This window comes from Streptomyces sp. NPDC001604 (assembly GCF_042893475.1).
In the GTDB taxonomy this organism is placed as follows: Bacteria; Actinomycetota; Actinomycetes; order Streptomycetales; family Streptomycetaceae; genus Streptomyces.
The window spans coordinates 66,481-86,259 of record NZ_JBIAUY010000009.1 but is presented as its reverse complement, the minus strand read 5'-3'; the positions used below and the strand labels follow the sequence as shown (position 1 = coordinate 86,259).

At 71.7% G+C, this 19,779-nt stretch carries 16 protein-coding genes and 4 pseudogenes; 7 read left to right on the top strand and 13 right to left on the bottom strand.

All coding sequences use genetic code 11. The features are described 5' to 3' along the window. Nucleotides 1-151 precede the first annotated feature (151 nt). The 10 genes from ACFY1E_RS24570 to ACFY1E_RS24525 form a co-directional block, all read right to left on the bottom strand. Nucleotides 152-1,564 (bottom strand): NAD(P)(+) transhydrogenase (Re/Si-specific) subunit beta, encoded by a 1,413-nt coding sequence (locus tag ACFY1E_RS24570; RefSeq protein ID WP_389079811.1) that lies wholly within the window; start codon nt 1,562-1,564, stop codon nt 152-154. 5 nt (nt 1,565-1,569) lie between these two features. Continuing rightward, nucleotides 1,570-1,890, bottom strand: coding sequence for an NAD(P) transhydrogenase subunit alpha (locus tag ACFY1E_RS24565; protein WP_351463972.1), 321 nt, complete (start codon nt 1,888-1,890; stop codon nt 1,570-1,572). Further along, nucleotides 1,887-3,002, bottom strand: coding sequence for an NAD(P) transhydrogenase subunit alpha (locus ACFY1E_RS24560; protein WP_389079467.1), 1,116 nt, complete (start codon nt 3,000-3,002; stop codon nt 1,887-1,889). Before ACFY1E_RS24560 ends, ACFY1E_RS24565 begins: the two co-directional genes overlap by 4 nt. Nucleotides 3,003-3,042: 40 nt before the next feature. Then, nucleotides 3,043-4,056 carry a zinc-dependent alcohol dehydrogenase gene (locus ACFY1E_RS24555; RefSeq protein WP_389079464.1) on the bottom strand — a complete coding sequence of 338 codons (1,014 nt, stop codon included), beginning with the start codon at nt 4,054-4,056 and terminating at the stop codon, nt 3,043-3,045. Between the two features lie 11 nt (nt 4,057-4,067). Further along, nucleotides 4,068-4,436, bottom strand: coding sequence for a DUF779 domain-containing protein (locus ACFY1E_RS24550; RefSeq protein ID WP_389079462.1), 369 nt, complete (start codon nt 4,434-4,436; stop codon nt 4,068-4,070). A 15-nt stretch (nt 4,437-4,451) separates the two neighbouring features. Then, nucleotides 4,452-5,975, bottom strand: a complete 1,524-nt coding sequence (locus ACFY1E_RS24545; protein ID WP_389079810.1) for an aldehyde dehydrogenase family protein — start codon at nt 5,973-5,975, stop codon at nt 4,452-4,454. 41 nt (nt 5,976-6,016) lie between these two features. Beyond that, nucleotides 6,017-7,315 carry a transcriptional regulator gene (locus ACFY1E_RS24540; RefSeq protein ID WP_389079459.1) on the bottom strand — a complete coding sequence of 433 codons (1,299 nt, stop codon included), beginning with the start codon at nt 7,313-7,315 and terminating at the stop codon, nt 6,017-6,019. Between the two features lie 144 nt (nt 7,316-7,459). After that, nucleotides 7,460-9,214: a GAF domain-containing protein gene (locus tag ACFY1E_RS24535; RefSeq protein ID WP_389079457.1), complete on the bottom strand. Its 1,755-nt coding sequence runs from the start codon at nt 9,212-9,214 to the stop codon at nt 7,460-7,462. A 92-nt stretch (nt 9,215-9,306) separates the two neighbouring features. Beyond that, nucleotides 9,307-10,335, bottom strand: coding sequence for a type I glyceraldehyde-3-phosphate dehydrogenase (gene gap, locus ACFY1E_RS24530; protein WP_389079456.1), 1,029 nt, complete (start codon nt 10,333-10,335; stop codon nt 9,307-9,309). Between the two features lie 119 nt (nt 10,336-10,454). Further along, nucleotides 10,455-11,144 carry a response regulator gene (locus ACFY1E_RS24525; protein WP_389079453.1) on the bottom strand — a complete coding sequence of 230 codons (690 nt, stop codon included), beginning with the start codon at nt 11,142-11,144 and terminating at the stop codon, nt 10,455-10,457. Nucleotides 11,145-11,385: 241 nt separating this feature from the next. Between ACFY1E_RS24525 and ACFY1E_RS24520 the strand changes: the two genes are divergently transcribed. From ACFY1E_RS24520 to ACFY1E_RS24510, 3 genes are all read left to right on the top strand, one after another. Further along, on the top strand, nt 11,386-11,886 hold the full coding sequence (locus ACFY1E_RS24520) for a pyridoxamine 5'-phosphate oxidase family protein (protein WP_389079452.1): 501 nt from the start codon (nt 11,386-11,388) through the stop codon (nt 11,884-11,886). 136 nt (nt 11,887-12,022) lie between these two features. Beyond that, nucleotides 12,023-12,697, top strand: a complete 675-nt coding sequence (locus ACFY1E_RS24515) for a DUF4389 domain-containing protein (RefSeq protein WP_389079450.1) — start codon at nt 12,023-12,025, stop codon at nt 12,695-12,697. Between the two features lie 165 nt (nt 12,698-12,862). Next, nucleotides 12,863-13,075, top strand: coding sequence for a hypothetical protein (locus ACFY1E_RS24510; RefSeq protein WP_389079448.1), 213 nt, complete (start codon nt 12,863-12,865; stop codon nt 13,073-13,075). Nucleotides 13,076-13,087: 12 nt separating this feature from the next. Here the strand turns inward: ACFY1E_RS24510 and ACFY1E_RS24505 are convergent, their stop codons facing one another. Together ACFY1E_RS24505 and ACFY1E_RS24500 are read right to left on the bottom strand one after the other, a co-directional pair. Continuing rightward, the gene (locus tag ACFY1E_RS24505) at nt 13,088-14,002 is read right to left on the bottom strand and encodes a universal stress protein (protein ID WP_389079445.1); all 915 of its coding nucleotides are present in this window, start codon (nt 14,000-14,002) and stop codon (nt 13,088-13,090) included. Between the two features lie 149 nt (nt 14,003-14,151). Further along, nucleotides 14,152-14,298 (bottom strand): annotated as a pseudogene (locus tag ACFY1E_RS24500) (carbamate kinase); the annotation flags it as partial. Between the two features lie 653 nt (nt 14,299-14,951). Here ACFY1E_RS24500 and ACFY1E_RS24495 point away from each other — a divergent pair. The 3 genes and pseudogenes from ACFY1E_RS24495 to ACFY1E_RS24485 all read left to right on the top strand — a co-directional run. Continuing rightward, a pseudogene (locus ACFY1E_RS24495) lies at nt 14,952-16,156 on the top strand (globin domain-containing protein). Nucleotides 16,157-16,189: 33 nt separating this feature from the next. Then, entirely contained in the window at nt 16,190-16,567 is a 378-nt protein-coding gene (locus ACFY1E_RS24490; RefSeq protein WP_389079443.1) for a hypothetical protein, read from the top strand. Between the two features lie 172 nt (nt 16,568-16,739). Further along, nucleotides 16,740-18,326 (top strand): annotated as a pseudogene (locus tag ACFY1E_RS24485) (oleate hydratase); the annotation flags it as partial. A gap of 240 nt (nt 18,327-18,566) precedes the next feature. On the opposite strand, the gene ACFY1E_RS24480 reads toward ACFY1E_RS24485, so the two are convergent. Next, nucleotides 18,567-19,166 (bottom strand): hypothetical protein, encoded by a 600-nt coding sequence (locus ACFY1E_RS24480; RefSeq protein WP_389079440.1) that lies wholly within the window; start codon nt 19,164-19,166, stop codon nt 18,567-18,569. A 129-nt stretch (nt 19,167-19,295) separates the two neighbouring features. Here ACFY1E_RS24480 and ACFY1E_RS24475 point away from each other — a divergent pair. Further along, a pseudogene (locus ACFY1E_RS24475) lies at nt 19,296-19,770 on the top strand (universal stress protein); the annotation flags it as partial. Between the last annotated feature and the right edge of the window lie 9 nt (nt 19,771-19,779).

Sequence of the window (19,779 nt, the reverse complement as noted above, 5' to 3'; positions counted from 1 at the left end):
GTCCCCGGAGGGGATTGCCGGCCGCCGTCGGCCTGCGCGCCCCGGGCGACCGGATGGAGCGGATCGCCGACCTGATCCCGCTGCTGCAGGCACCGTGGCCGGGCATACCACCGGGGCCGCCCGGAGAGCGGCCCCGGCGGCATGCCGTGGGTCAGCCGACGAACTCGCCCACGGCTGTCTTGAGTTCGGCCAGTCCCTTCTTCGCGTCGGTGAAGAACATCCCGGTCTTCGGGTCGGTGTAGAGCTCATTGTCGATGCCGGCGTAGCCGTGGCCCATCGAGCGTTTGATGACGACGACGCTCTTGGCCCTGTCGACGTCGAGGATCGGCATCCCCGAGATCGCGTTGCCGGGACGGCGGGCGATCGGGTTGGTGACGTCGTTGGCGCCGATGACGAGGGCGACGTCCGCCTGCGGGAACTCGGGGTTGACCTCGTCCATCTCCTTCAGCTGGGTGTAGGGGACGTTGGCCTCGGCCAGAAGCACGTTCATGTGTCCGGGCATGCGGCCCGCGACCGGGTGGACGGCGTAACTGACGTCGACGCCGTGGTCGGTGAGCATCTTGGCGAGGTCGCCGAGTTCGTGCTGGGCCTGGGCCGCGGCGAGGCCGTAACCCGGAACGAAGATGACCTTGCTCGCGTACGCCAACTGGATCGCCACGTCGTCCGCGGAGATCGACCGCACCTGGGCGGGAGCTGAACCGACAGCCACCGGGGCGCTGTCGCCGGTGCCGAAGCCGCCGACGACGATGCCCGCGATCGACCGGTTCATGGCGTCGGCCATCAGCTTGGTGAGGATGCCGCCCGAGGAGCTGACCAGCATGCCCGCGATGATCAGCGCGGTCTCGTTCAGGACGAAGCCCGCCATGGCGACCGCGGATCCGGTGAAGGCGTTCAGCAGGGCGATGACGACGGGCATGTCCGCGCCGCCGATGGGCAGCACCATCGTCACGCCGAAGAGCAGGGCGACGGCCACCAGTCCGTAGAGGGCGACAAGGGAGTCCGGAGCGAGCACCAGCCAGACCGTGCCGACGACGAAGGAGGCCGGCAGCACCACGTTCAGCAGCCGTGCTCCCGGGAAGACCACCGGCGCCCCGGAGACGACGCCCTGGAGCTTGCCTGCCGCGATCAGCGATCCGGAGAAGGTGACCGCGCCGATGACGATGTCCAGGGCGCCCGGCAGGGAGACCCGGGCGCCGAGCGCGGCCGGATGGTCGGCCTGGAGGAGGTCGTTGAGCGCGATGAGCGCGGCCGCCCCGCCGCCGACCGCGTTGAAGAGGCTGACCAGTTGGGGCATGGCGGTCATCTTGACCTCGCGTGCCGCGTACAGTCCGAGCGCGGCGCCGACGAGGCCGCCGGAGGCCAGCACCAGCCAGCCGGTCGTGCTGATGGTGCCTTCGTGGGCCACCAGCCACACCGTGGCGGCCATCGCGACGGCCATGGCCCCGGCGGAGATCGTATTGCCGCGGCGGGCCGTGCGCGGGTGGTTCATCAGGTGCAGGCCGAGGACGAAGCACGCGGCCGTGGCGAGGAAGACGTAGTGGACGGCGTTGGAGACGGTGTCCATGGTGCTCACACCTCCGCCTTGTCACGAGTGCCGGAGGGGGCGGGCCTGGCCTTGAACATCTCCAGCATCCGGTCGGTGACGACATATCCGCCGACGACGTTCATCGCTCCGAACACCATCGCCGCGAAGGCGAGGACGTAGCCGAGCCAGGTGTGCGACTCGGCCGCGATCAGCATGGCTCCGACGACGACGATGCCGTGCACGGAGTTGGAGCCGGACATCAGGGGGGTGTGCAGGGTCGCGGGGACCTTGCTGATGACCTCGACGCCCACCAGGACGCTCAGCACGAAGACGGTGATCGCGGTGAGGAGATCGAGACTGTTCATGAGAGGGCTCCTCCCGTGAGTGCGGCCGTGATCTCGTCGGCCGGGTCGAAGAGCAGTTCCCCGTCGTGCACGAGGTGGCGCAGCAGCGCGACGAGGTTGCGCGCGTAGGCCGTGGACGCGGCGGTAGCCATCGCGGACGGCAGGCGTCCGGCGCCGATGACGGTGACGCCGCCCGCGAGGACCTGCGTCTTGTCGGGTTCGGAGACCTCGACGTTTCCGCCGAGTTCGCTCGCGGCGAGGTCGACGACCACCGAACCGGGCTTCATGGCCTCGACGGCGTCGGCGGTGACCAGCAACGGCGGCTTGCGGCCCGGCACCTGGGCCGTGGTGATCACGATGTCGGTACGGGCGATGTGCGCGTCCAGCGCTGCTCGCTGGGCCTGCTGCTCCGCCTCGGTCAACTCCCGTGCGTAGCCGCCCTGTCCGGCGCCCGATCCGGTGCCTGACGGGTGCTGGATGTCGAGGAATCGGGCGCCGAGCGACTCCACCTCCTCTCGTGCTGCGGGGCGTACGTCGTAGGCCGTGACGACGGCACCGAGGCGGCGGGCGGTCGCGATCGCCTGCAGTCCGGCCACTCCGGCACCGAGAACGAGGACCTGCGCGGGGCGCATGGTGCCTGCCGCGGTGGTCAGCATCGGGAAGAAACGGTCGTACGAGTCGGCCGCGAGCACGGCCGCCTTGTAGCCGGCGACGTTGGCCTGGGAGGTCAGCGCGTCCATGGACTGGGCGCGGCTGAGGGTGCGCGGCAGCAGATCGAGGCTCACCGTCCGCACTCCGCGCTCGGCCAGTTGTCCGGCCAGGGCGGGGTGGAGCAGCGGTTCGAGCAGGCCTATCAGGGTCTGCCCGGCACGCAGCGACTCGGCGGTCTCCGGGTCCGGCGGGCCGACGCACAGGACGGCGTCCGCGCGTGCGTACAGTTCTTCCGGGGGCACGACGGTCGCGCCCACGGCGGTGTAGTCGGCGTCGGTGAACCAGGCGCCGGAGCCTGCCCCGGTTTCGATCAGGACTTCAAGTCCGGCCCGGATCAGGAGAGTTACCGCCTCGGGGACGAGGGCGACACGGCGTTCGCCGGGTGCCCGCTCCCGTACGGCGCCTACGGTGACGGTGGGCATGATCTGCTGCCTCTCCCTGTGGTCCGCTGGGGCGCGGGCCTCAGAATTCGAAGACGAGCCGGGCTTCGGCCCGTCCGCCGAGGACCTCGTCGAAGGAGTCGTTGACCTCGTCCAGGCGGCGCGCTTCGGCGATGACCTGGGTGCGTCCGGCCGCGTGCAGCGCGAACACCTCGGCGAGGTCCTGGCGGGTGCCGACGATGGAGCCGATGACGGAGATGCCGCCGAGGACGGTCTCGAAGATCGGCACGTTGATCGCGGCGTTGTCGGCGGGCAGGGCGACCATGACGAGGCGTCCGCCGCGGTTGAGGGACCTGTAGGCCTGCTCGAACGCCTTCGGGGCGGCGGCGAGTACGACGGCGACGTCCGCTCCGCCGGCCTTCTTGATCTCCTCGACCGGGTCGTGTGTGCGGGCGTTGACGGTCTGGTCGGCGCCGAGCCGGTGGGCCAGGCCCAGCTTCTCGGGTTCCACGTCGACGGCGGTGACCAGGCCGCCGACCAGGCGCGCGTACTGCAGGGCCAGATGCCCGAGGCCGCCGATGCCGAAGACCGCGACCCGTTCGGCCGGGACCACCTTCGCGACCTTGATCGCCTTGTAGGTGGTGACGCCCGCGCAGGTCAGGGGTGCCGCGTCGAAGGAGCTGACGCCCTCGGGCACCTGGACGACCGCGCCCGCGTTCGCGAGGGCGTACTCGGCATAGCAACCGTCCACGGAGTAGCCGGAGTTGACCTGGCTCTCGCACAGCGTCTCCCAGCCCGACACGCAGTAGCGGCAGGTGCCGCAGGACGAGCCGAGCCACGGTATGGCGACCCGCTTGCCGGCCAGCTCGGCCGGGACGCCGGCGCCGACGGCCTGGACGGTGCCGATGCCCTCGTGGCCGGGGACGAACGGCGGCTGCGGCTTGACCGGCCAGTCGCCGTGGGCGGCATGGATGTCGGTGTGGCAGAGGCCGGAGGCCTCCATCTTGACGAGCACCTGGCCGGGGCCGGGCTCGGGGACGGGCAGGTCCTGGATCTCCAGGGGCTTGCCGAAGTCGGTGACCACTGCTGCCTTCATCGATCTGCTCCTCAACTCGTCCTGTTCCCGGGCGCCTTGACCCGGGTCACGAAGTGCAGCCCGTCCCCGGCTGCGAGGGAGAATCCGCCCGGCGTGCCCTCTGCGACGTCCAGCACGTAGAAGGGGCGGCCGAACGCCTCGTACTGTTCGGCGTCCATGTGGAACGTGCAGCCGTCCACCACACCGACGAGCATGTCGCCGTCTCCCAGGGCGAATTCGCCGCCGGGGAAGCACATCGGGTCGCTTCCGTCGCAGCAGCCGCCCGACTGGACGAACATCACCGGCCCGCCGTGGGCGGCGCACAGGGCCGCGATGGCCCTGCGCGCCGCCCGCGTGGCGGTGACGCGCCCGACGGTGCCGTGTTCGACCTTCTCGGACATGTCGCCGCACTCCCCCTAGAACAGCCCGAGCGGCTTGGTGCCGTAGCTGACCAGGAGGTTCTTGGTCTGGCTGTAGTGCCCGAGCATCATCTTGTGCGTCTCGCGGCCGATGCCGGAGACCTTGTAGCCGCCGAACGCCGCGCCCGCCGGGTACTGGTGGTAGCAGTTCGTCCAGACCCGGCCCGCCTTGATGGCGCGGCCCATGCGGTAGGCGAGGGCGCCGTCGCGGCTCCACACGCCGGCGCCGAGGCCGTAGAGCGTGTCGTTGGCGATCTCCAGTGCCTCCGCCTCGTCCTTGAAGGTGGTGACGGCGAGGACGGGGCCGAAGATCTCCTCCTGGAAGACCCGCATCTTGTTGTGGCCCTTGAGGACGGTCGGCTCGTAGAAGTAGCCGTCCGCGAACTCGCCGCCCACGGCGGGCCGGTGGCCGCCGGCCAGCAGTTCGGCGCCCTCCTTCAGGCCGATCTCGACGTACGAGGCGATCTTCTCGATCTGCTGCTTCGACACCTGCGGGCCGATCATGGTCGCGGTGTCGAGGGGGTCGCCCTGCTTGATGGCGCGGATGCGCTCGAGGCAGCGGCCCATGAACTCCTCGTAGATGTCCTCCTGGATGAGCGCGCGGGAGGGGCAGGTGCAGACCTCGCCCTTGTTGAACGCGTACAGGACGAGTCCCTCGACGGCCTTGTTCAGGAAGTCGTCGTCCTTCGCGGCCACGTCGTTGAAGAAGATGTTCGGCGACTTGCCGCCCAGCTCCAGGGTGACCGGGATGATGTTCTGGGACGCGTACTGCATGATCAGACGGCCCGTGGTGGTCTCGCCCGTGAAGGCGACCTTGGCGATGCGCTTGTTGGTGGCGAGCGCCTTGCCGATCTCGGCACCGGGACCGTTGACGACGTTGACGGCGCCGGGCGGCAGGATGTCGCCGACGACCTCCATCAGCTTCAGGATCGACCAGGGGGTCGGTGAGGCGGGCTTGAGCACCGAGGTGTTGCCCGCGGCGAGCGCCGGGGCCAGCTTCCACGCGGCCATCAGCAGCGGGAAGTTGAAGGGGATGATCTGGCCGACCACGCCCAGCGGCTCGTGGAAGTGGTAGGCGATCAGGTCCTTGTCGATCTCGGTGATCTCGCTCTCCTCGGCCCGGATGGCGGACGCGAAGTAGCGGAAGTGGTCGGCGGCGAGGGGGATGTCGGCGGCCAGGGTCTCGCGGACCGGCTTGCCGTTGTCCCAGCTCTCGGCGACGGCGAGTTCCTCGCGGTGGGCGTCGATGGCGTCGGCCACCTTGTTCAGGACGGCGGCGCGCTGGGCTGTGGAGGCCTCCCCCCAGGCGTCCTTGGCTGCGTGGGCGGCGTCCAGGGCGAGTTCGATGTCCTCGGCGCCCGACTTCGGGACCTCGCAGACCGGCTTCGCGGTCGCGGGGCACAGGTTGACGGAGTACTGGCCGGTGCTGGGCGCCTGCCACTTGCCGCCGATGAAGTTCTCGTACCGGGGCGCGACGTCCACGGGACTGTCGGGCCTGCCGGGAGGCTCGTACTTCATGATCGTCCCCTTTCCGGACACGACGATCGGTTCATGCTCGAACGCTAGGAGCGGGAACGCTGCAACCACGCTGCATGCGGCGCGACCTGCGGCGGAACGGCCAGACGGCAGTCCAGCGCGCGGGCGCGAGCCGCGGCGGCCGCCCGCTGCGCCGAACCGCCCGGCAGCCGGTGGGCGAGGGTCAGCCATGCGGAGGCGTCGGTGGCTCCCCACTCGGCGCCCACCCAGCGACGCAGCAGCGCCGTGTCGCCTGCGGCCAGCACGGCGCCACGCAACTGCTGGTCCAGGCACCGCCGTTGCTCCACCACGACGGGTGCATCGGAACGCGGCAGGAGCGGACCGGTGTAGCGGGCCAGGGCCTCGGCGACCCGTCCCGCCGCGAGCAGGTCGGCGACGTCGCCGAAGTCGGTGTGAGCGGTGCACAGGAGCGCGTACGGGCGTGAGCCGAGCAGGTCAGGGCCGAGGACCGCACGTAGCCGGGTCATCTCGGCGCGCAGCGTGGAGGCGGGCACCTCGTACTCCGACAGGTCGACGGCGAGCCTTTCCCCGCTCACTCCGTGACCTGCCAGGGCGAGCGCGACGACGATCTCACTGTGCCGCGGGCTGAGCTGGAGGACGCGTCCGTCGGTCTCGAGTACGGCGTTGTCCCGGCCGAGAGCTCGCAGGCGGACCTCGGGCGCCTGCGCGTCGGTGCCGAGCAGCGCCGACGGCCGGTGCGCGAGCTCCGCCTGTGCCGCCAGCGCGGCCGCACGCACCGCGGCGAACGCGGGCGGGGTGGCGATGCTGGCGCCGCCGGTGAGGTCGACCACGCCGAGGACGCGGCCGGTGGCCGGGTCGCGCACGGGCGCTGCGGCACACGACCAGGCATGCGCGGCGGCGCTGTAGTGCTCCCCGGTGACGATCTGGACGGCCCGCGCCAACTCCAGCGCCGTGCCCGGGGCGTTCGTCCCCGCCTGTCGCTCGGACCACCGCGCGCCCTCGGCGAAGTGCATGGCCTCGGCACGCCCGAGGGTGGCGCGGTCGCCCTCGACCCACAACAGGGTCCCGTCCGCGTCCCCGACCGCGAAGATGTGCCCGTCGTCCGCCGCCCCGGTCCCCAGCAGCTCCCGGAACAGGGGCAGTACGCCGGCCAGCGGGTGAGTGCGGCGGTAGGCGGCCAGTTCCTCGGACGTGGTACGCAGGGACGGCAGTCGGCCGCCGTCGGCCCGTACATCGGTGGCGGCGCAGCGCCGCCATGACTCGGCCACCAGACCACGCACGCCCGGCGGTGCCTGTGGCGCGGTGACGAATCGCTCGTGTGCGGCGCGCAGCGCGGGCACCGAGGCCGCGGTGGAAGCGTCCATGCCACCTCCTGTGTGCCGTCCTCCCGGTCCGGCCCCACCAGCCTCACCCGCCCGGCGGGGCAGGGTGCAGAGGCCGAAGGGCCCCTGGGACAGGGCCTGGTGGGCTCACGTCAGGAGGCAGCCACCATGAGGAGAAGCGGGCCGCTATTCCCGGGGCAGCGGTACGTGCCAGGCCAGTACGGTGCCGCTCGCGGGCCCGGTGTCGAGGTCCAGCGCTCCGCCCAACTGCTCCGCCCGTTCGGCCATGTTGCGCAGACCGCTGCGGCGGCCCCCGGGCGGGATGCCCACGCCGTTGTCCGTGACCGTCAGCCGGACCTCGCGGCCGTCGGTCTCCAGGACGACGTCGGTACGGTCGGCGCCGGCGTGCCGGGCGATGTTGGTCAGGGCCTCGGAGAGAACTGCCTCGACATGGGCGGCGATGTCCTGCGGCACGTCGGTGTCCAGCAGGCCTTCCATCCGCACGCTGGGTGCGAAGCCGAGTACCGGGGCCGCCTCGCCGACCACACGCACCACTCGCGCCCGCAGTCCGGTTCCGGCGCCGCCCTCCCGGGCCCGCAGACCGAAGATCGTCGACCTGATGATCTTGATGGTCTCGTCCAGGTCGTCCACCGCCCGCACCACGCGTTCGGCGGCCTCCTGATGCTCGATGAAGCGGCCCGCGCTCTGCAGCGTCATGCCGGTGGCGAACAGCCGTTGGATCGCCAGGTCGTGCAGGTCACGGGCGATCCGGTCACGGTCCTCGAGCACCGCGATCTGCTCGGCGTCCCGGCGGCGTTCGGCCAGTTCCATCGCGATGGCGGCCTGCGCGGCGAAGGCCTGCAGGGGCATGGTCTCCATGTCCGTGAACATCGGCTGGCCGACCTTGCGCGCCAGCAGGACCACGCCGCGCGGGCCGGGCTCGCCCGTACCGATGGGCACGGCCACTGCGGCACCCAGTCCCTCGAAACGCGGCGGCTCCCGCGAGATCCTTTCGTCGTGAGCGGCATCCTCGCTGGTCACCGGGGCGGCCTCGGTGAACGCCAGCCCCATGAGGCTCCGGTCCATGGGCAGCACAAGGCCACGGTGCGCCTCAGCGTCCATCCCGACGGCGATCTCCACGGCGAGCGAGGCGGCGTCCTCCATGGGCAGTGCGACCGCGGCCAGGGCCGATCCCGTGATCTCCCCGGCCCGCTCGGCGATGAGGCGCAGGACGTCGGAGCGGGCACGGCCGGACATCAGGTCGTGGGTGATCTCCGCGTTGGCCTGCAGCCAGCGCTCGCGCAGCCGGGACTCCTCGTACAGGCGGGCGTTGTCGATGGCGACACCGGCCGCCACGGCCAGTGTCGCCAGGACCGACTCGTCCTCCTCGTCGAACTGCACGCCCCCACGCTTCTCGGTCAGGTACAGGTTGCCGAACACCTGGTCGCGCACCCGGATGGGGACCCCGACGAAGGTGTTCATCGGCGGGTGGTGGGCCGGGAAGCCGTAGGACTCGGGATGCTGGGAGATCTTGGCCAGCCGCAGGGGCTCGGGGTGGCGGATGAGCTCCCCGAGGATGCCGTGGCCCTCGGGGAACGGACCGATCCTGGCGATCTGCTCCTCCGTGACCCCGATCGTGTGGAAGGCCGACAAACGCTTGCCGTCCGGGCCGATCACACCGAGGGCGGCGTACTCCGCGTCGACCAGCGTCGCCGCGGCCTCCACGATGCTCCGCAGCGCCTGCTCCAGGTCGAGCTCCCGGCCCACCGAGAGGACGGCCTCCAGGAGGCTGTGCACCCGGTCACGGGTCCCGCGCGCCGCGTCCAGCCGGGCCTGCAGCTCCCCCAGGAGCTCGTCCAGCCTCAGCTGCGGCAGCCGTACGCGCGGCGCCTGGGACTCCTCAGGGCTTCCCACCGGCGTTCCTCCAGCTCCCCGTGCCATACCGACGGCCGACCACATCGGTCATGTGCCACGGTAACGGTCCACGGCAGGGGGCGGTACGGAACGGGCCAGGTTACGGGCTCCGGCGCCGGTCAGGGACGCGACAGGCGGGCGGCGACGTACTCGGTCAGGTCGAGGAGCCGGTTGGTGTAGCCCCACTCGTTGTCGTACCAGCCGAAGACCTTGACCAGCTCGCCGTTCGCCTGGGTCAGCGGGGCGTCCAGGACGCACGAGGCGGGATCGCCGACCACATCGCGGGAGACGATCGGCGCGTCGGAGACCCGCAGGACGCCCTTCAGCGGACCGTCCGCGGCCTCCCGGTATGCGGCGTTGATCTCGTCCGCGGTCACCGGCCGTTCGAGGACCACGCTCAGGTCGGTCAGCGAGCCGTCCTCCACGGGCACCCGTACGGCGATGCCGTCGAGAGTGCCGGCCAGCTCCGGCAGGACGAGGCCGACGGCCCGTGCGGCCCCGGTGCTGGTGGGGATGATGTTGACGGCGGCGCTGCGGCCGCGGCGCAGGTCCTTGTGCGGGCCGTCCAGGACCACCTGGTCGTTGGTGTAGCCGTGGATGGTGGTCATCAGGCCCTTGACGATGCCGAAGCGCTCGTCGAGCACCTTCACCATGGGGGCCACGCAGTTGGTGGTGCAGGAGGCGTTGGAGACGACGTGGTCGCTGTCGGGGTCGTAGGTGCCCTCGTTGACGCCCATCACGAGGGTGGCGTCGACGCCCTTGCCCGGCACGGACAGCAGCACCTTGCGGGCGCCCGCCCTCAGGTGCGCTCCGGCCTGCTCGCGGGTGCGGAAGCGGCCGGTGGACTCGATGACGACGTCCACGCCGTGCTCGCCCCAGGCGAGGGCGGCCGGGTCGCGTTCGGCGGTCACGGCGATGCGGTGGCCGTCCACCGTCAGGGAGCTGTCGTCGTGCTCGACGGTGCGGTGCAGCCGGCCGTACGTGGAGTCGTACTCCAGCAGATGGGCCAGCGCCGCCGGTGAGGTGATGTCGTTGACCGCCACGACCTCCACGGGTGTGCCGGTGCCGCCCTCGGCCCGCTCCAGCACACAGCGCAGGTAGTTGCGTCCGATGCGGCCGAAGCCGTTGATGCCCACGCGTACGCTCATGTCCGTCGCCCTCCCTGTCGTCGCCCGGCTGTGTCCGGGGTCTGCCGCCAGCCTGCTGACGGCGGGCGGGCGGGGCTTGGGCCGGACGGGGGCGAGCGGGGGACGTTCGGCCCTGGGTGTCAGTGGCCCTGCCTCCGGAGCCGGTCCTCGGCATGGGTGGCGATGACGGCTGCCTGGATGCGCCGTTCCACGCCTAGCTTGGCCAGCAGGCGCGAGATGTGGTTCTTCACCGTCTTCTCGGCGAGGAACAGCCGCCGGCCGATCTGCCGGTTGGTCAGACCTTCGCCGATGAGGGACAGGATCTCCCGCTCCCGGTCGGTCAGGCCCGGCAGCGGGTCGGGCTCCTCCTCCTGCTGGCCGCCGCGCAGCCGGGCCATCAGCCTGGCGGTGGCGCTGGGATCGAGCAGGGACTGGCCGGCGGCGAGCGTGCGCACGGCGGACACCAGGTCGGAGCCCTGGATCTGCTTGAGGACGTACCCGGAGGCGCCGGCCATGATCGAGTCGAGCAGGGCCTCGTCGTCGTCGAACGAGGTCAGCATGAGGCAGGCCAGCTCGGGCAGGCGTGAGCGCAGCTCCCGGCAGACCGTCACACCGTCGCCGTCGGGCAGCCGCACGTCCAGTACCGCCACCTGCGGGCGGAGCGCCGGAACACGGACCATGGCCTGCTCGACGGTGGAGCCCTCGCCGACCACGGTGATGTCCGGCTCGTCGTCGAGGAGGTCGCGCACTCCTCGACGTACCACCTCGTGATCGTCCAGCAGGAAGACCCGGATCGGGCCCTCGGGGCCCGGCCGCTCGCTGTCAGCCATCGAATGCTCCTCGTCCTGCGCTCCGCGCCGGATCGTCTGCGCCGGTTTCCGGGATGTTCGCCCCTGACCACCCGCAGGGCCAGGGCCGGTCGGCCCCGATCCCGCGCCGGTCTCCATACGCCGGTACCCGTTCGGCCCGACAACAGACCGCTCGCGTACCCCTCCGGGCCGACCGGACACGGAAGAGGGCCGAACGGCCCTTACCCCTGGTGCGGCAGGGGAGTTCCATGGACGGTCAGCAATGAGCCGCCAACCCGTACGGAAACCCGCCATGCGCCTCGACAACTCCCACCCGGTTCCCGTGGGGCCGCGCCTGAGCATCGAACTCGACAGCGGCGAAGCGCTGCGGCTGCTCGGAAGCGTGTCCGTGGGAAGGATCGTCTTCACTCGGCATGCGCTGCCGACCATCCGACCGGTCAACCACATCCTGGACCACGGTGACATCGTCATCCGCACCCACGAGGGCGCGGCCCTGACCTCCCGAGCAGGCGAGTCCGCCCCGTCGGGCGTGGTCGTGGCCTACGAGGCCGACACCATCGACCCGGCCACGCACCTCGGCTGGAGCGTGGTCGCCACCGGCTACGCCCGGCTGGTCACCGACCCCGAGGAGCTGGCCCGCTATCAGCGGCTGCTGCATCCGTGGGTGCAGCAGTCCATGGACTACGCGGTCCGTATCCGGCCCGACCTGGTCACCGGCATCCGTCTCACGGACACCTGGGCAAGCCGCCAGGACGGCGGCTGAGGCGGGACCGCGCGACCGGGACCGACGGCCCCCGCATCGACCCCGACGGCCCTCGTCCGGACCGGGCTTCGGCGCCCACGCTGGACTTGGGCCCGGGTCGCCGCGGCGGCACCACGGGCCGAAGGAGCTGATCACCATGACGACCCTGGCAGGAACACCTGACCGTCCTGTGCGGGTGAACGCTGTGCTCGACGCGCCGCTGTCCCGGTGGCTGTGGCTGGTGAAGTGGATCCTGGTGATTCCGCACTACGTGGTCCTGTTCTTCCTCTGGATCGCCTTCACCGTGGTGAGCGTGATCGCGTTCTTCAGCATCCTGTTCACCGAGCGCTATCCACGGGCCCTGTTCGACTTCAACCTGGGCGTGCTGCGCTGGAGTTGGCGGGTGGCGTACTACTCGTACGCGGCCCTGGGCACCGACCGGTACCCGCCGTTCAGCCTGAGCGAGGAGCCCGACTACCCCGCGCGGCTGGACATCGCCTACCCCGAGCGGCTCTCCCGGGGGCTGGTCCTGGTGAAGTGGTGGCTGCTGGCCGTCCCGCACTACATCGTGATCGGGTTCTTCCTCGGCGGCTGGCACCTCGGCTGGTGGGACGGCGGACTGGTGGCCGTGCTGGCGGTGATCGCCGCCGTGACCCTGGCCTTCACCGAGAAGTACCCGCCAGCCCTGTTCGACCTGATCCTCGGGCTCAACCGGTGGGTGCTGCGGGTGGCCGCCTATGCCGCCCTGATGACGGACACCTATCCGCCCTTCCGGCTCGACATGGGCGGCACAGAGCCCCACGAACCCTTCGCGCCCGGTGACCTGTCGTGACCACCCTGCTGGTGGGGGCGTTCCTGATCGTGCACGGGCTGTTGCACCCCGGCGTGTGGACGGCGCCGCAGCAGCCCGGCACGGCGGCCCCGTTCACTCCCGGGCACTCGTGGGTGCTGGCGGCCGCGGGCGTCCGCCCGGCCCCGGCCTGGGGCCGCGGCGCTCGTGCTGGCCTGGTACACGGCGGTGGTGTACGCCGTCGCCGGCGCCGGAGTGCTGGCGGACGCCGGCTGGTGGCCCACGGCCGCCTTGGTCGCCGCGTCGAGCGGCCTGGTGCTCAAGGCAGTCTGGTTCGACCCGTGGCTGACCGTCGGTGTACTGCTGGACGTGGGCGTGATCACCGCTGTTGCCTGTTCGTGGCCCGCCTCCGTCTACTGAGGACCTGGGAGATCAGTGGTGCGGCACCACCGCGACCGGGGCGGCGGAATGCTGAAGCACCGCGTGGGCCACGGGACCGATGTGACCGCCGATCGAGGTGTGGCGTTCACTGCGGCCCACGACGACCAGGCCCGCATCGCGTGAGGCGTGCACGAGATGACGGCCGGCGCTGCCGATCACGGCGTGTGCATGCACCTCCACGCCGGGGAACTTGTCCCGCCACGGCCGCAGGGTGTCGGTCAGGGCGTGTCGCACCTGCTCGGCCAGTTCCTCGTTCAGCCCTACGTCCATGGCGCTGCCGTAGCCGTGGGAGGTCGGCAGGTTCCAGCCGTGGATGATCTGCAGACCGCTTGCACGGCGCAGGGCCGCGTCGAACGCGAAGCCGATGAGTGCGTCGCCGGGGTCGTCCAGGTCCAGCCCGAGCAGTACATCCCGGTACGGGGTCGTGGTGGACGCGCCGCCCGAGGCGTCCGGCAGGTGCTCGTCCTGGGCTCGCTCGCCCGCCCGGACGAGGACGACGGGCCGCGCGGCACGGGCCACGACGGCGAGGGAGACGGAGCCGACCAGGAACCCGGCGACCGTGCCGAGACCCCGGGATCCGAGGACCAGCAGGTCGGTCTCCTCGGCGGCGGCCAGGAGGGCCGCGACCGGCCGACCCCCGGTCTGCTGTGTGCCGATGTCCAGACCGGGGTGGCGGTGGGCGAGCCGGGACTGCGCGTCGTCCAGCAGGGTCTTGGCCCACCCGTGCTGCGTGTCGATTGCGCCCGGGACGGGAACTCCGGCGAGGGCCGGGACCAGATGGGACTGCTGTTCCCGGGCGTGCAGCAGGCACAGCGCCGCCCCGCGTTGTACTGCCTCGCGGGCGGCCCAGTCGGCGGCGGCGAGGCTCTGCGGTGAGCCGTCGAGGCCGACGGTGATGGTGGGCATGTGCGGACCTCCTTCGGGGTTGCTCTGCCAGTTTTCGGGCGGCGCGGCTGCGGCAGGAGGGGCCTCAAGTCCCTGCCGGGGACCGGTCGGCCCACGCGCTGCGGGTGCCTGACGCCCGCGCAGGGCGCTTCTCGGGCTGCGGGCGGGACGGGGCGGACCAGCGGACCAGTGGTGCCGGAGCGGCCGTGCACGACCTCGTAGGCCGCGTCCAGGGCGCCGATCGCGGCCAGGGCGCCGGTGCGTTCGACGAACTGGGCGGCCGCCCCGGCCTTGGGTCCCATCGAGCCGGCGGAGAACATCGGCGCAGCTCAGCGGGGGGCGTCCAGCACGGGTGCTGCTTCGGGGTGCCGAACGATGTATTTCGTCGGGTGCCTGTCGTACGACACCGGGCGAGCGGCCCCTCGCCGCGCGCGCCGTGACATCCGGCGATGCTCCTCGCCGGGGAGCAGCCGCCTCCGGCCTCCCGCGTGTACCAGGCCACCCCTGCGTGGCAAGGACCCGACCGTCCCTCAAACAGGTCCGGTCGCCCCTGATCCCCCCGTGGCCACGGCGTGATCATTGAGGTGAGCGCGAACGCCGGGCCCGGCATCCGAAGGGGCTCCCCCGTCCCCGCCGGAAACGGCGTCCGCGCCAGGGGGACGGCCCTGCGAAGGGTCGTGGCCGCACGTGGGTCGTCGGCCGCGTGCCCGCGCGATTCGCAGCCGCGCGGACACGTCCCCCGCCCGACGCGGGGACAGGGCCCAAGGGACAGGTCCCTGGCGCCGCACGGCCCCACGGCCCGGGCGGGCCATGGGGCCGGAGTTCCCCAACCCATGGGGCCATGTGGCCCCTCCTGCGTCCAACGCCCCGAAACGGCGCCGAAACACGGCAGGACGACTGCTACACAGAAGGTCGCCGCGCATTCGACGCGGCGGTCTTCACACCCCGATTCCCCCGTCCGGGAGGCTCCATGCTGTCCGCAGAATCCGCCGCCGTGGTACGTGCCACCCTGCCCGCCGTGGCCGGAGCGCTCGACGAGATCACGACGCGCTTCTACGGGGCGATGTTCCGGGACCGGCCGGAACTGCTCGACGGGATGTTCAACCGCGGCAACCAGGCCAGCGGGGACCAGCGGCGCGCACTGGCCGGCTCCATAGCCGGGTTCGCGACCGCGCTGCTGGCCGACCCGGACGCCCGGCCCGATGCCCTGCTGGCCCGGATCGCGCACAAGCACGCGGCCGTCGGGGTCACCGACGACCAGTACACGATCGTGCACAAGTACCTGTTCGGTGCCATAGCCGAGACCCTCGGCGACGCCGTCACCCCGGAGGTGGCGGCCGCCTGGGACGAGGTGTACTGGCTGATGGCCGGCGCTCTGATCGGCCGGGAGGCGCGCCTCTACCAGGACGCGGGCGTCGAGCCCGGCCGGACCTGGCGGCAGTGGACGGTCGTCGAGCGCCGCACCGAGGCCCCCGACGTGGTGTCCTTCCTGCTCCGCCCGGCGGACGGCCGACCGGCACCGCGGGCGCGGGCGGGCCAGTACGTGAGCGTGCGGATGCTCATGCCGGACGGGGTCCACCAGCTGCGTCAGTACAGTCTCTCCTCGGACCCGGAGAGGGAGCTGCGGCGCATCACCGTCAAGCGGGTCACCGGCGATCCGGAGGGCGAGGTCTCCAACCTGCTGCACGACCAGGTCCACGAGGGAGCCGAACTGACCCTCCCCGCACCCTTCGGGGACGTGTTCCTCGAAGGGCCTGCCGCCGGCACCGAACCTCTGGTGCTGGTCTCGGCGGGTATCGGCTGCACCCCCATGACGGGCGTCCTGGCCCATCTCGAAGCGAGCGGCTCGACCCGCCCGGTGCTGGTCCTGCACGCCGACCTCTCCCCCGCCGACCACGCTCTGCGCACCGAGACCCGCGAGCTCGTCGCACAACTGCCGTACGCCCGTGCGCTCTTCTGGTACGAGCGTCCCGGGCCGAGGAACCCGACGCCCGCGAGGGCCTGATGGACCTCTCCGGAGTCGAACTCCCCGACGGCGCCACCGTGTTCCTGTGCGGCCCGCTGCCCTTCATGCGCGACGTCCGCGCCCAGCTGCTCGGCGCCGGCGTTCCGGCACGACGCATCCGGTACGAGGTCTTCGGCCCCGACCTGTGGCTGCCCGGCAGCGCGGCCTGAACCGCGCTGCGACCTTCCAGGAAAGGATCCACGATGACGAGCGACAACCCCAAGGCGGCACCCGCGGTGCGGCTGCGTTTCGACGGCCCGGTGGACCAGGAGACCCTCGCCTACGCCCGCATGAAGATCGACGCCGTCGTCGGCCGTTCCGGTCTGCCCGCCATCACCGGTGAGGTACGGATCGTGCGGGCGGCCGTCCGCCATGCCGACCGGCCCTGGCTGGCCACGGCCGACCTGCACGTCGGCGGCCGGCAGGTGGTGGTCCTCGCCGAGGAGTCCACCGGCCGGGCGGTCGTGGACCTGCTCCAGGACCGGCTGCGCCGCCAGACCGACAAGGCCGCCCACGCCTGGGAAGACGGCCAGCGGACCGAGGCGCCGCCATGGCGTGGCGGCGGTCAGCAGTCGGCGTAAGGGCTCATCGGGAACGGCCCGGTCGGTGGCGGTCCACCGATCGGGCCGCTGTCATGTGCTGCCGCGGCGGGACGCGGGCCGACCGGCCCGCACAGGTGACCAACGGCCCACTGACCAGGCCCACGGGCGCACGAAACCGTGGGCGTCGTGGTTCCCGAATCGGCGGGCGAGGACGAGGAGTTGCGTGATGGCGAAGGCGTATCTGGTGGGCAGCGGGATCGCGGCGCTCGCCGCGGCCACGTTCCTGATCCGTGACGGCGGATTCGACGGGGCGGACATCCACCTCTTCGAGGAACAGCACACCGTCGGGGGCAGTCTGGACGCGGGCGGCAGCGTGGACGCGGGCTACAGCATGCGCGGGGGGCGGATGTTCGAGGCCGAGTTCCGCTGCACGTACGACCTGCTGTCCGCGATCCCCACGCTCGACGATCCCGCGGTGTCCGTGACCGAGGAGATCCTGGCGGGGCACGAGGAGTTCGCCTGGGACGACGTGGCACGTCTCGTCGACGGGGACGGAAAGATCGTCGACACCGCCTCCATGGGGTTCTCCGAGCGCGACCGGCTGGAACTGGTCCGGTGCCTGGCGAGCCCCGAGGGGCACCTGGACGGCAAACGCATCACGGACTGCTTCGGCGAGCACTTCTTCACCACGAACTTCTGGCTCATGTGGTGCACCACGTTCGCCTTCCAGCCCTGGCACAGCGCGATCGAGTTCCGCCGCTACCTGAGGCGGTTCATCCATCTCTTCCCGGAGTTCGCGTCGATGTCGGGCATCCACCGGACCCGCTACAACCAGTACGACTCGATCGTGCGTCCCCTGACGGCCTGGCTGCGGGAGCGTGGCGTCACCGTGCACACCGGAAGCCAGGTCACCGACCTCGGGTTCGCGCCGGGGCAGGCCGGCACCACGGTCGAGACCCTCCATGTCTCCCGGGGCGGCCGCGACGAGAAGATCGCCGTGACTCCCGAGGATCTGGTCCTGGTCACCAACGGCTCGATGACGGACGCCTCCAGCCTCGGCACGCACACCACGGCACCGCCCCCGCCCGGCCATCGCTCGCAGGCGTGGCTGCTGTGGCACCGCATCGCCCGAGGGCGCGAGGACTTCGGCAACCCGGCGGTCTTCGACAAGCACGTCAAGGAGTCCCGCTGGGAGTCGTTCACGGTCACCGCCAAGGACCCCGTCTTCCTGGACGCGCTGGCCGAGTTCGCAGACCGTGAGACCGGCAGGGGCGGGCTGATGACCTTCACCGGCTCCAACTGGCTGCTGACCATCGTCGCCAACCGCCAGCCGGTCTACCGCGACCAGCCCGAGGGCGTCTCCGTGTGGTGGGGTTACGGTCTGTTCCCCGGCCGCGCGGGCAACCACACGCGCAAGCCGATGACGATGTGCTCCGGCCGGGAGATCCTCGAGGAGGTGCTGCACCATCTGCACTTCGACGAGTCGTCGGCGGCCCGGGTCCTGGAGACCTCCACCGTCGTGCCCTGCCTGATGCCGTACATCACCAGCCAGTTCCTGGTCCGCCGTCGCGAGGACCGGCCCCGTGTCGTGCCCGAGGCATCGGTCAACCTCGCCTTCATCGGGCAGTTCGCGGAGGTTCCTGACGACGTCGTCTTCACCGTCGAGTACTCGGTACGCACCGCGTGGACCGCGGTGGCCCGGCTCCTGAAACTCGACCGGCAGCCTCCCACGGTCTACAAGGGGCACCATGACCCCCGTGTCCTGGCTGCGGCTCTGGAGACGATGCACCGCAGGTGACCGGGCACGCCCCGGCCGGTGGAAGACGTGGGCGCGGCCGGAGAACAGGTCGGCCGCGCACACGGAGTGCGGCGCAGCGCGCCAGAGCGCCCCGATGCGCCGCCCCGGGACGGTCAGGGTGCCTCTCTTCGTCGACGGCACCGGGACCGTGGCAGTCGACACCGCTTCCCTTTCCGGCGTCGTCGCCGGGCGCCCGGCCGCGCGGACCGGCCGGCTCCGGCTTGGATCGGTCGGCCTCTGTCAGCCGAGCATCCGCTTCCTCCACTGGGGGCCGACCTGCGCCCACTGCGCGTCCCACTGCGCAAGGCGCCGCCGGTCCAGCCGTCCGCGAGCGAGCCGTTCGCCGGCCAGGACCACGGCCCCGGCTCCCATGGCGGCCGCGGAGCTGAACAGCGCCGTCTGCAGCCATGCCTCGGTCGGGCTCGCGGGTTCGAGGACCAGCCTGCCCGTGTGGTCGGTCCAGGCGGTGACCCGGGTGCCGACGGCGGTGCCGGGCTCGACCCTTGTGGTCCCGGTGTGCGTCGAACCGTCGGCAGCTGCCCAGCGCACCTTCGCCCACACCCTGTCGTCGCTGTACCCCGACGTGGAAACCGGCGGGATCCGTGGCGCCTCCTCGGTCAGCACCGCCGAGACGGAGTGCACGTCCGCGCGTCGTGCGGCGAGGTCGTCCTGCACCGCCGTCTGCGTCGCCAGCGCGGCGAGCAGGCCGCCGAGCACGGCGAGTGTCCAGGCGGCGAGCACGATCCACGCTTCCAGCCGGTCACTGCGACGCCGCAGGGGATTGCGTCGCCACCGCCAGAACCTGACCCTCTTCGCTTTCGCACGGTGTGTCTTCGTCATCGGTCGACACCCCATTTGTCGTACGTGCCGGCGTCCTCGCTGACGTCCTCCACCTGGAACGTCCCACGTCACGGCGGGTGGACGGCAGGGGCCGACCAGGCAGGCCCGCGGGGCCGACCGGCCCTCGTCATGACGCCCGCCCCGCGAGGGGTGACCCTGCAATCTGCTGAGCCGACGCACCGGGTCGTCGTGGGCGTGGACGGCTCTCCCTCCTCGTGCGCGGCGCTGCGCTGGGCGGCGCGGTATGCGCAGAGCGTCGGCGGTGTGGTGGAGGCGGTCCATGCGTGGGAGACACCGTCGGAGGCGGGCTGGAGCGGCCTTGCGATCGACCCCGACTTCGACCTCGCGCAGGCACGGGAGCGCTTCGCGGCTGAGCTGCGCGCCGTCTTCCCGGACGAGCTCCCGCCCGGGCTGCAGGAACGTCTGGCCGAGGGCGATCCCTCCGAGGTGCTGATCCGGGCCTCGGAGGAGGCGGAACTGCTGGTCGTGGGCCGCCGGGGACGCGGCGGGTTCGCCCGGGCGATGCTGGGGTCGGTCGGTCGGTCGGCGCTGCGCCCAGCACGCCGCCTGCCCGGACGTCGTGGTGCGCCAGGCCCACGATCCTTCGCGCAGA

Bases quoted from the DNA above. Each gene is read 5' to 3' on its own strand.
- ACFY1E_RS24565 (WP_351463972.1), bottom strand. From the start codon at position 1,890: ATGAACAGTCTCGATCTCCTCACCGCGATCACCGTCTTCGTGCTGAGC.
- ACFY1E_RS24525 (WP_389079453.1), bottom strand. From the start codon at position 11,144: ATGGCTGACAGCGAGCGGCCGGGCCCCGAGGGCCCGATCCGGGTCTTC.
- ACFY1E_RS24480 (WP_389079440.1), bottom strand. From the start codon at position 19,166: ATGACGAAGACACACCGTGCGAAAGCGAAGAGGGTCAGGTTCTGGCGG.
- ACFY1E_RS24535 (WP_389079457.1), bottom strand. From the start codon at position 9,214: ATGGCACGGGGAGCTGGAGGAACGCCGGTGGGAAGCCCTGAGGAGTCC.
- ACFY1E_RS24555 (WP_389079464.1), bottom strand. From the start codon at position 4,056: ATGAAGGCAGCAGTGGTCACCGACTTCGGCAAGCCCCTGGAGATCCAG.
- ACFY1E_RS24515 (WP_389079450.1), top strand. From the start codon at position 12,023: ATGACGACCCTGGCAGGAACACCTGACCGTCCTGTGCGGGTGAACGCT.
- ACFY1E_RS24490 (WP_389079443.1), top strand. From the start codon at position 16,190: ATGACGAGCGACAACCCCAAGGCGGCACCCGCGGTGCGGCTGCGTTTC.
- ACFY1E_RS24520 (WP_389079452.1), top strand. From the start codon at position 11,386: ATGAGCCGCCAACCCGTACGGAAACCCGCCATGCGCCTCGACAACTCC.
- gap (WP_389079456.1), bottom strand. From the start codon at position 10,335: ATGAGCGTACGCGTGGGCATCAACGGCTTCGGCCGCATCGGACGCAAC.
- ACFY1E_RS24550 (WP_389079462.1), bottom strand. From the start codon at position 4,436: ATGTCCGAGAAGGTCGAACACGGCACCGTCGGGCGCGTCACCGCCACG.
- ACFY1E_RS24570 (WP_389079811.1), bottom strand. From the start codon at position 1,564: ATGGACACCGTCTCCAACGCCGTCCACTACGTCTTCCTCGCCACGGCC.
- ACFY1E_RS24505 (WP_389079445.1), bottom strand. From the start codon at position 14,002: ATGCCCACCATCACCGTCGGCCTCGACGGCTCACCGCAGAGCCTCGCC.
- ACFY1E_RS24540 (WP_389079459.1), bottom strand. From the start codon at position 7,315: ATGGACGCTTCCACCGCGGCCTCGGTGCCCGCGCTGCGCGCCGCACAC.
- ACFY1E_RS24560 (WP_389079467.1), bottom strand. From the start codon at position 3,002: ATGCCCACCGTCACCGTAGGCGCCGTACGGGAGCGGGCACCCGGCGAA.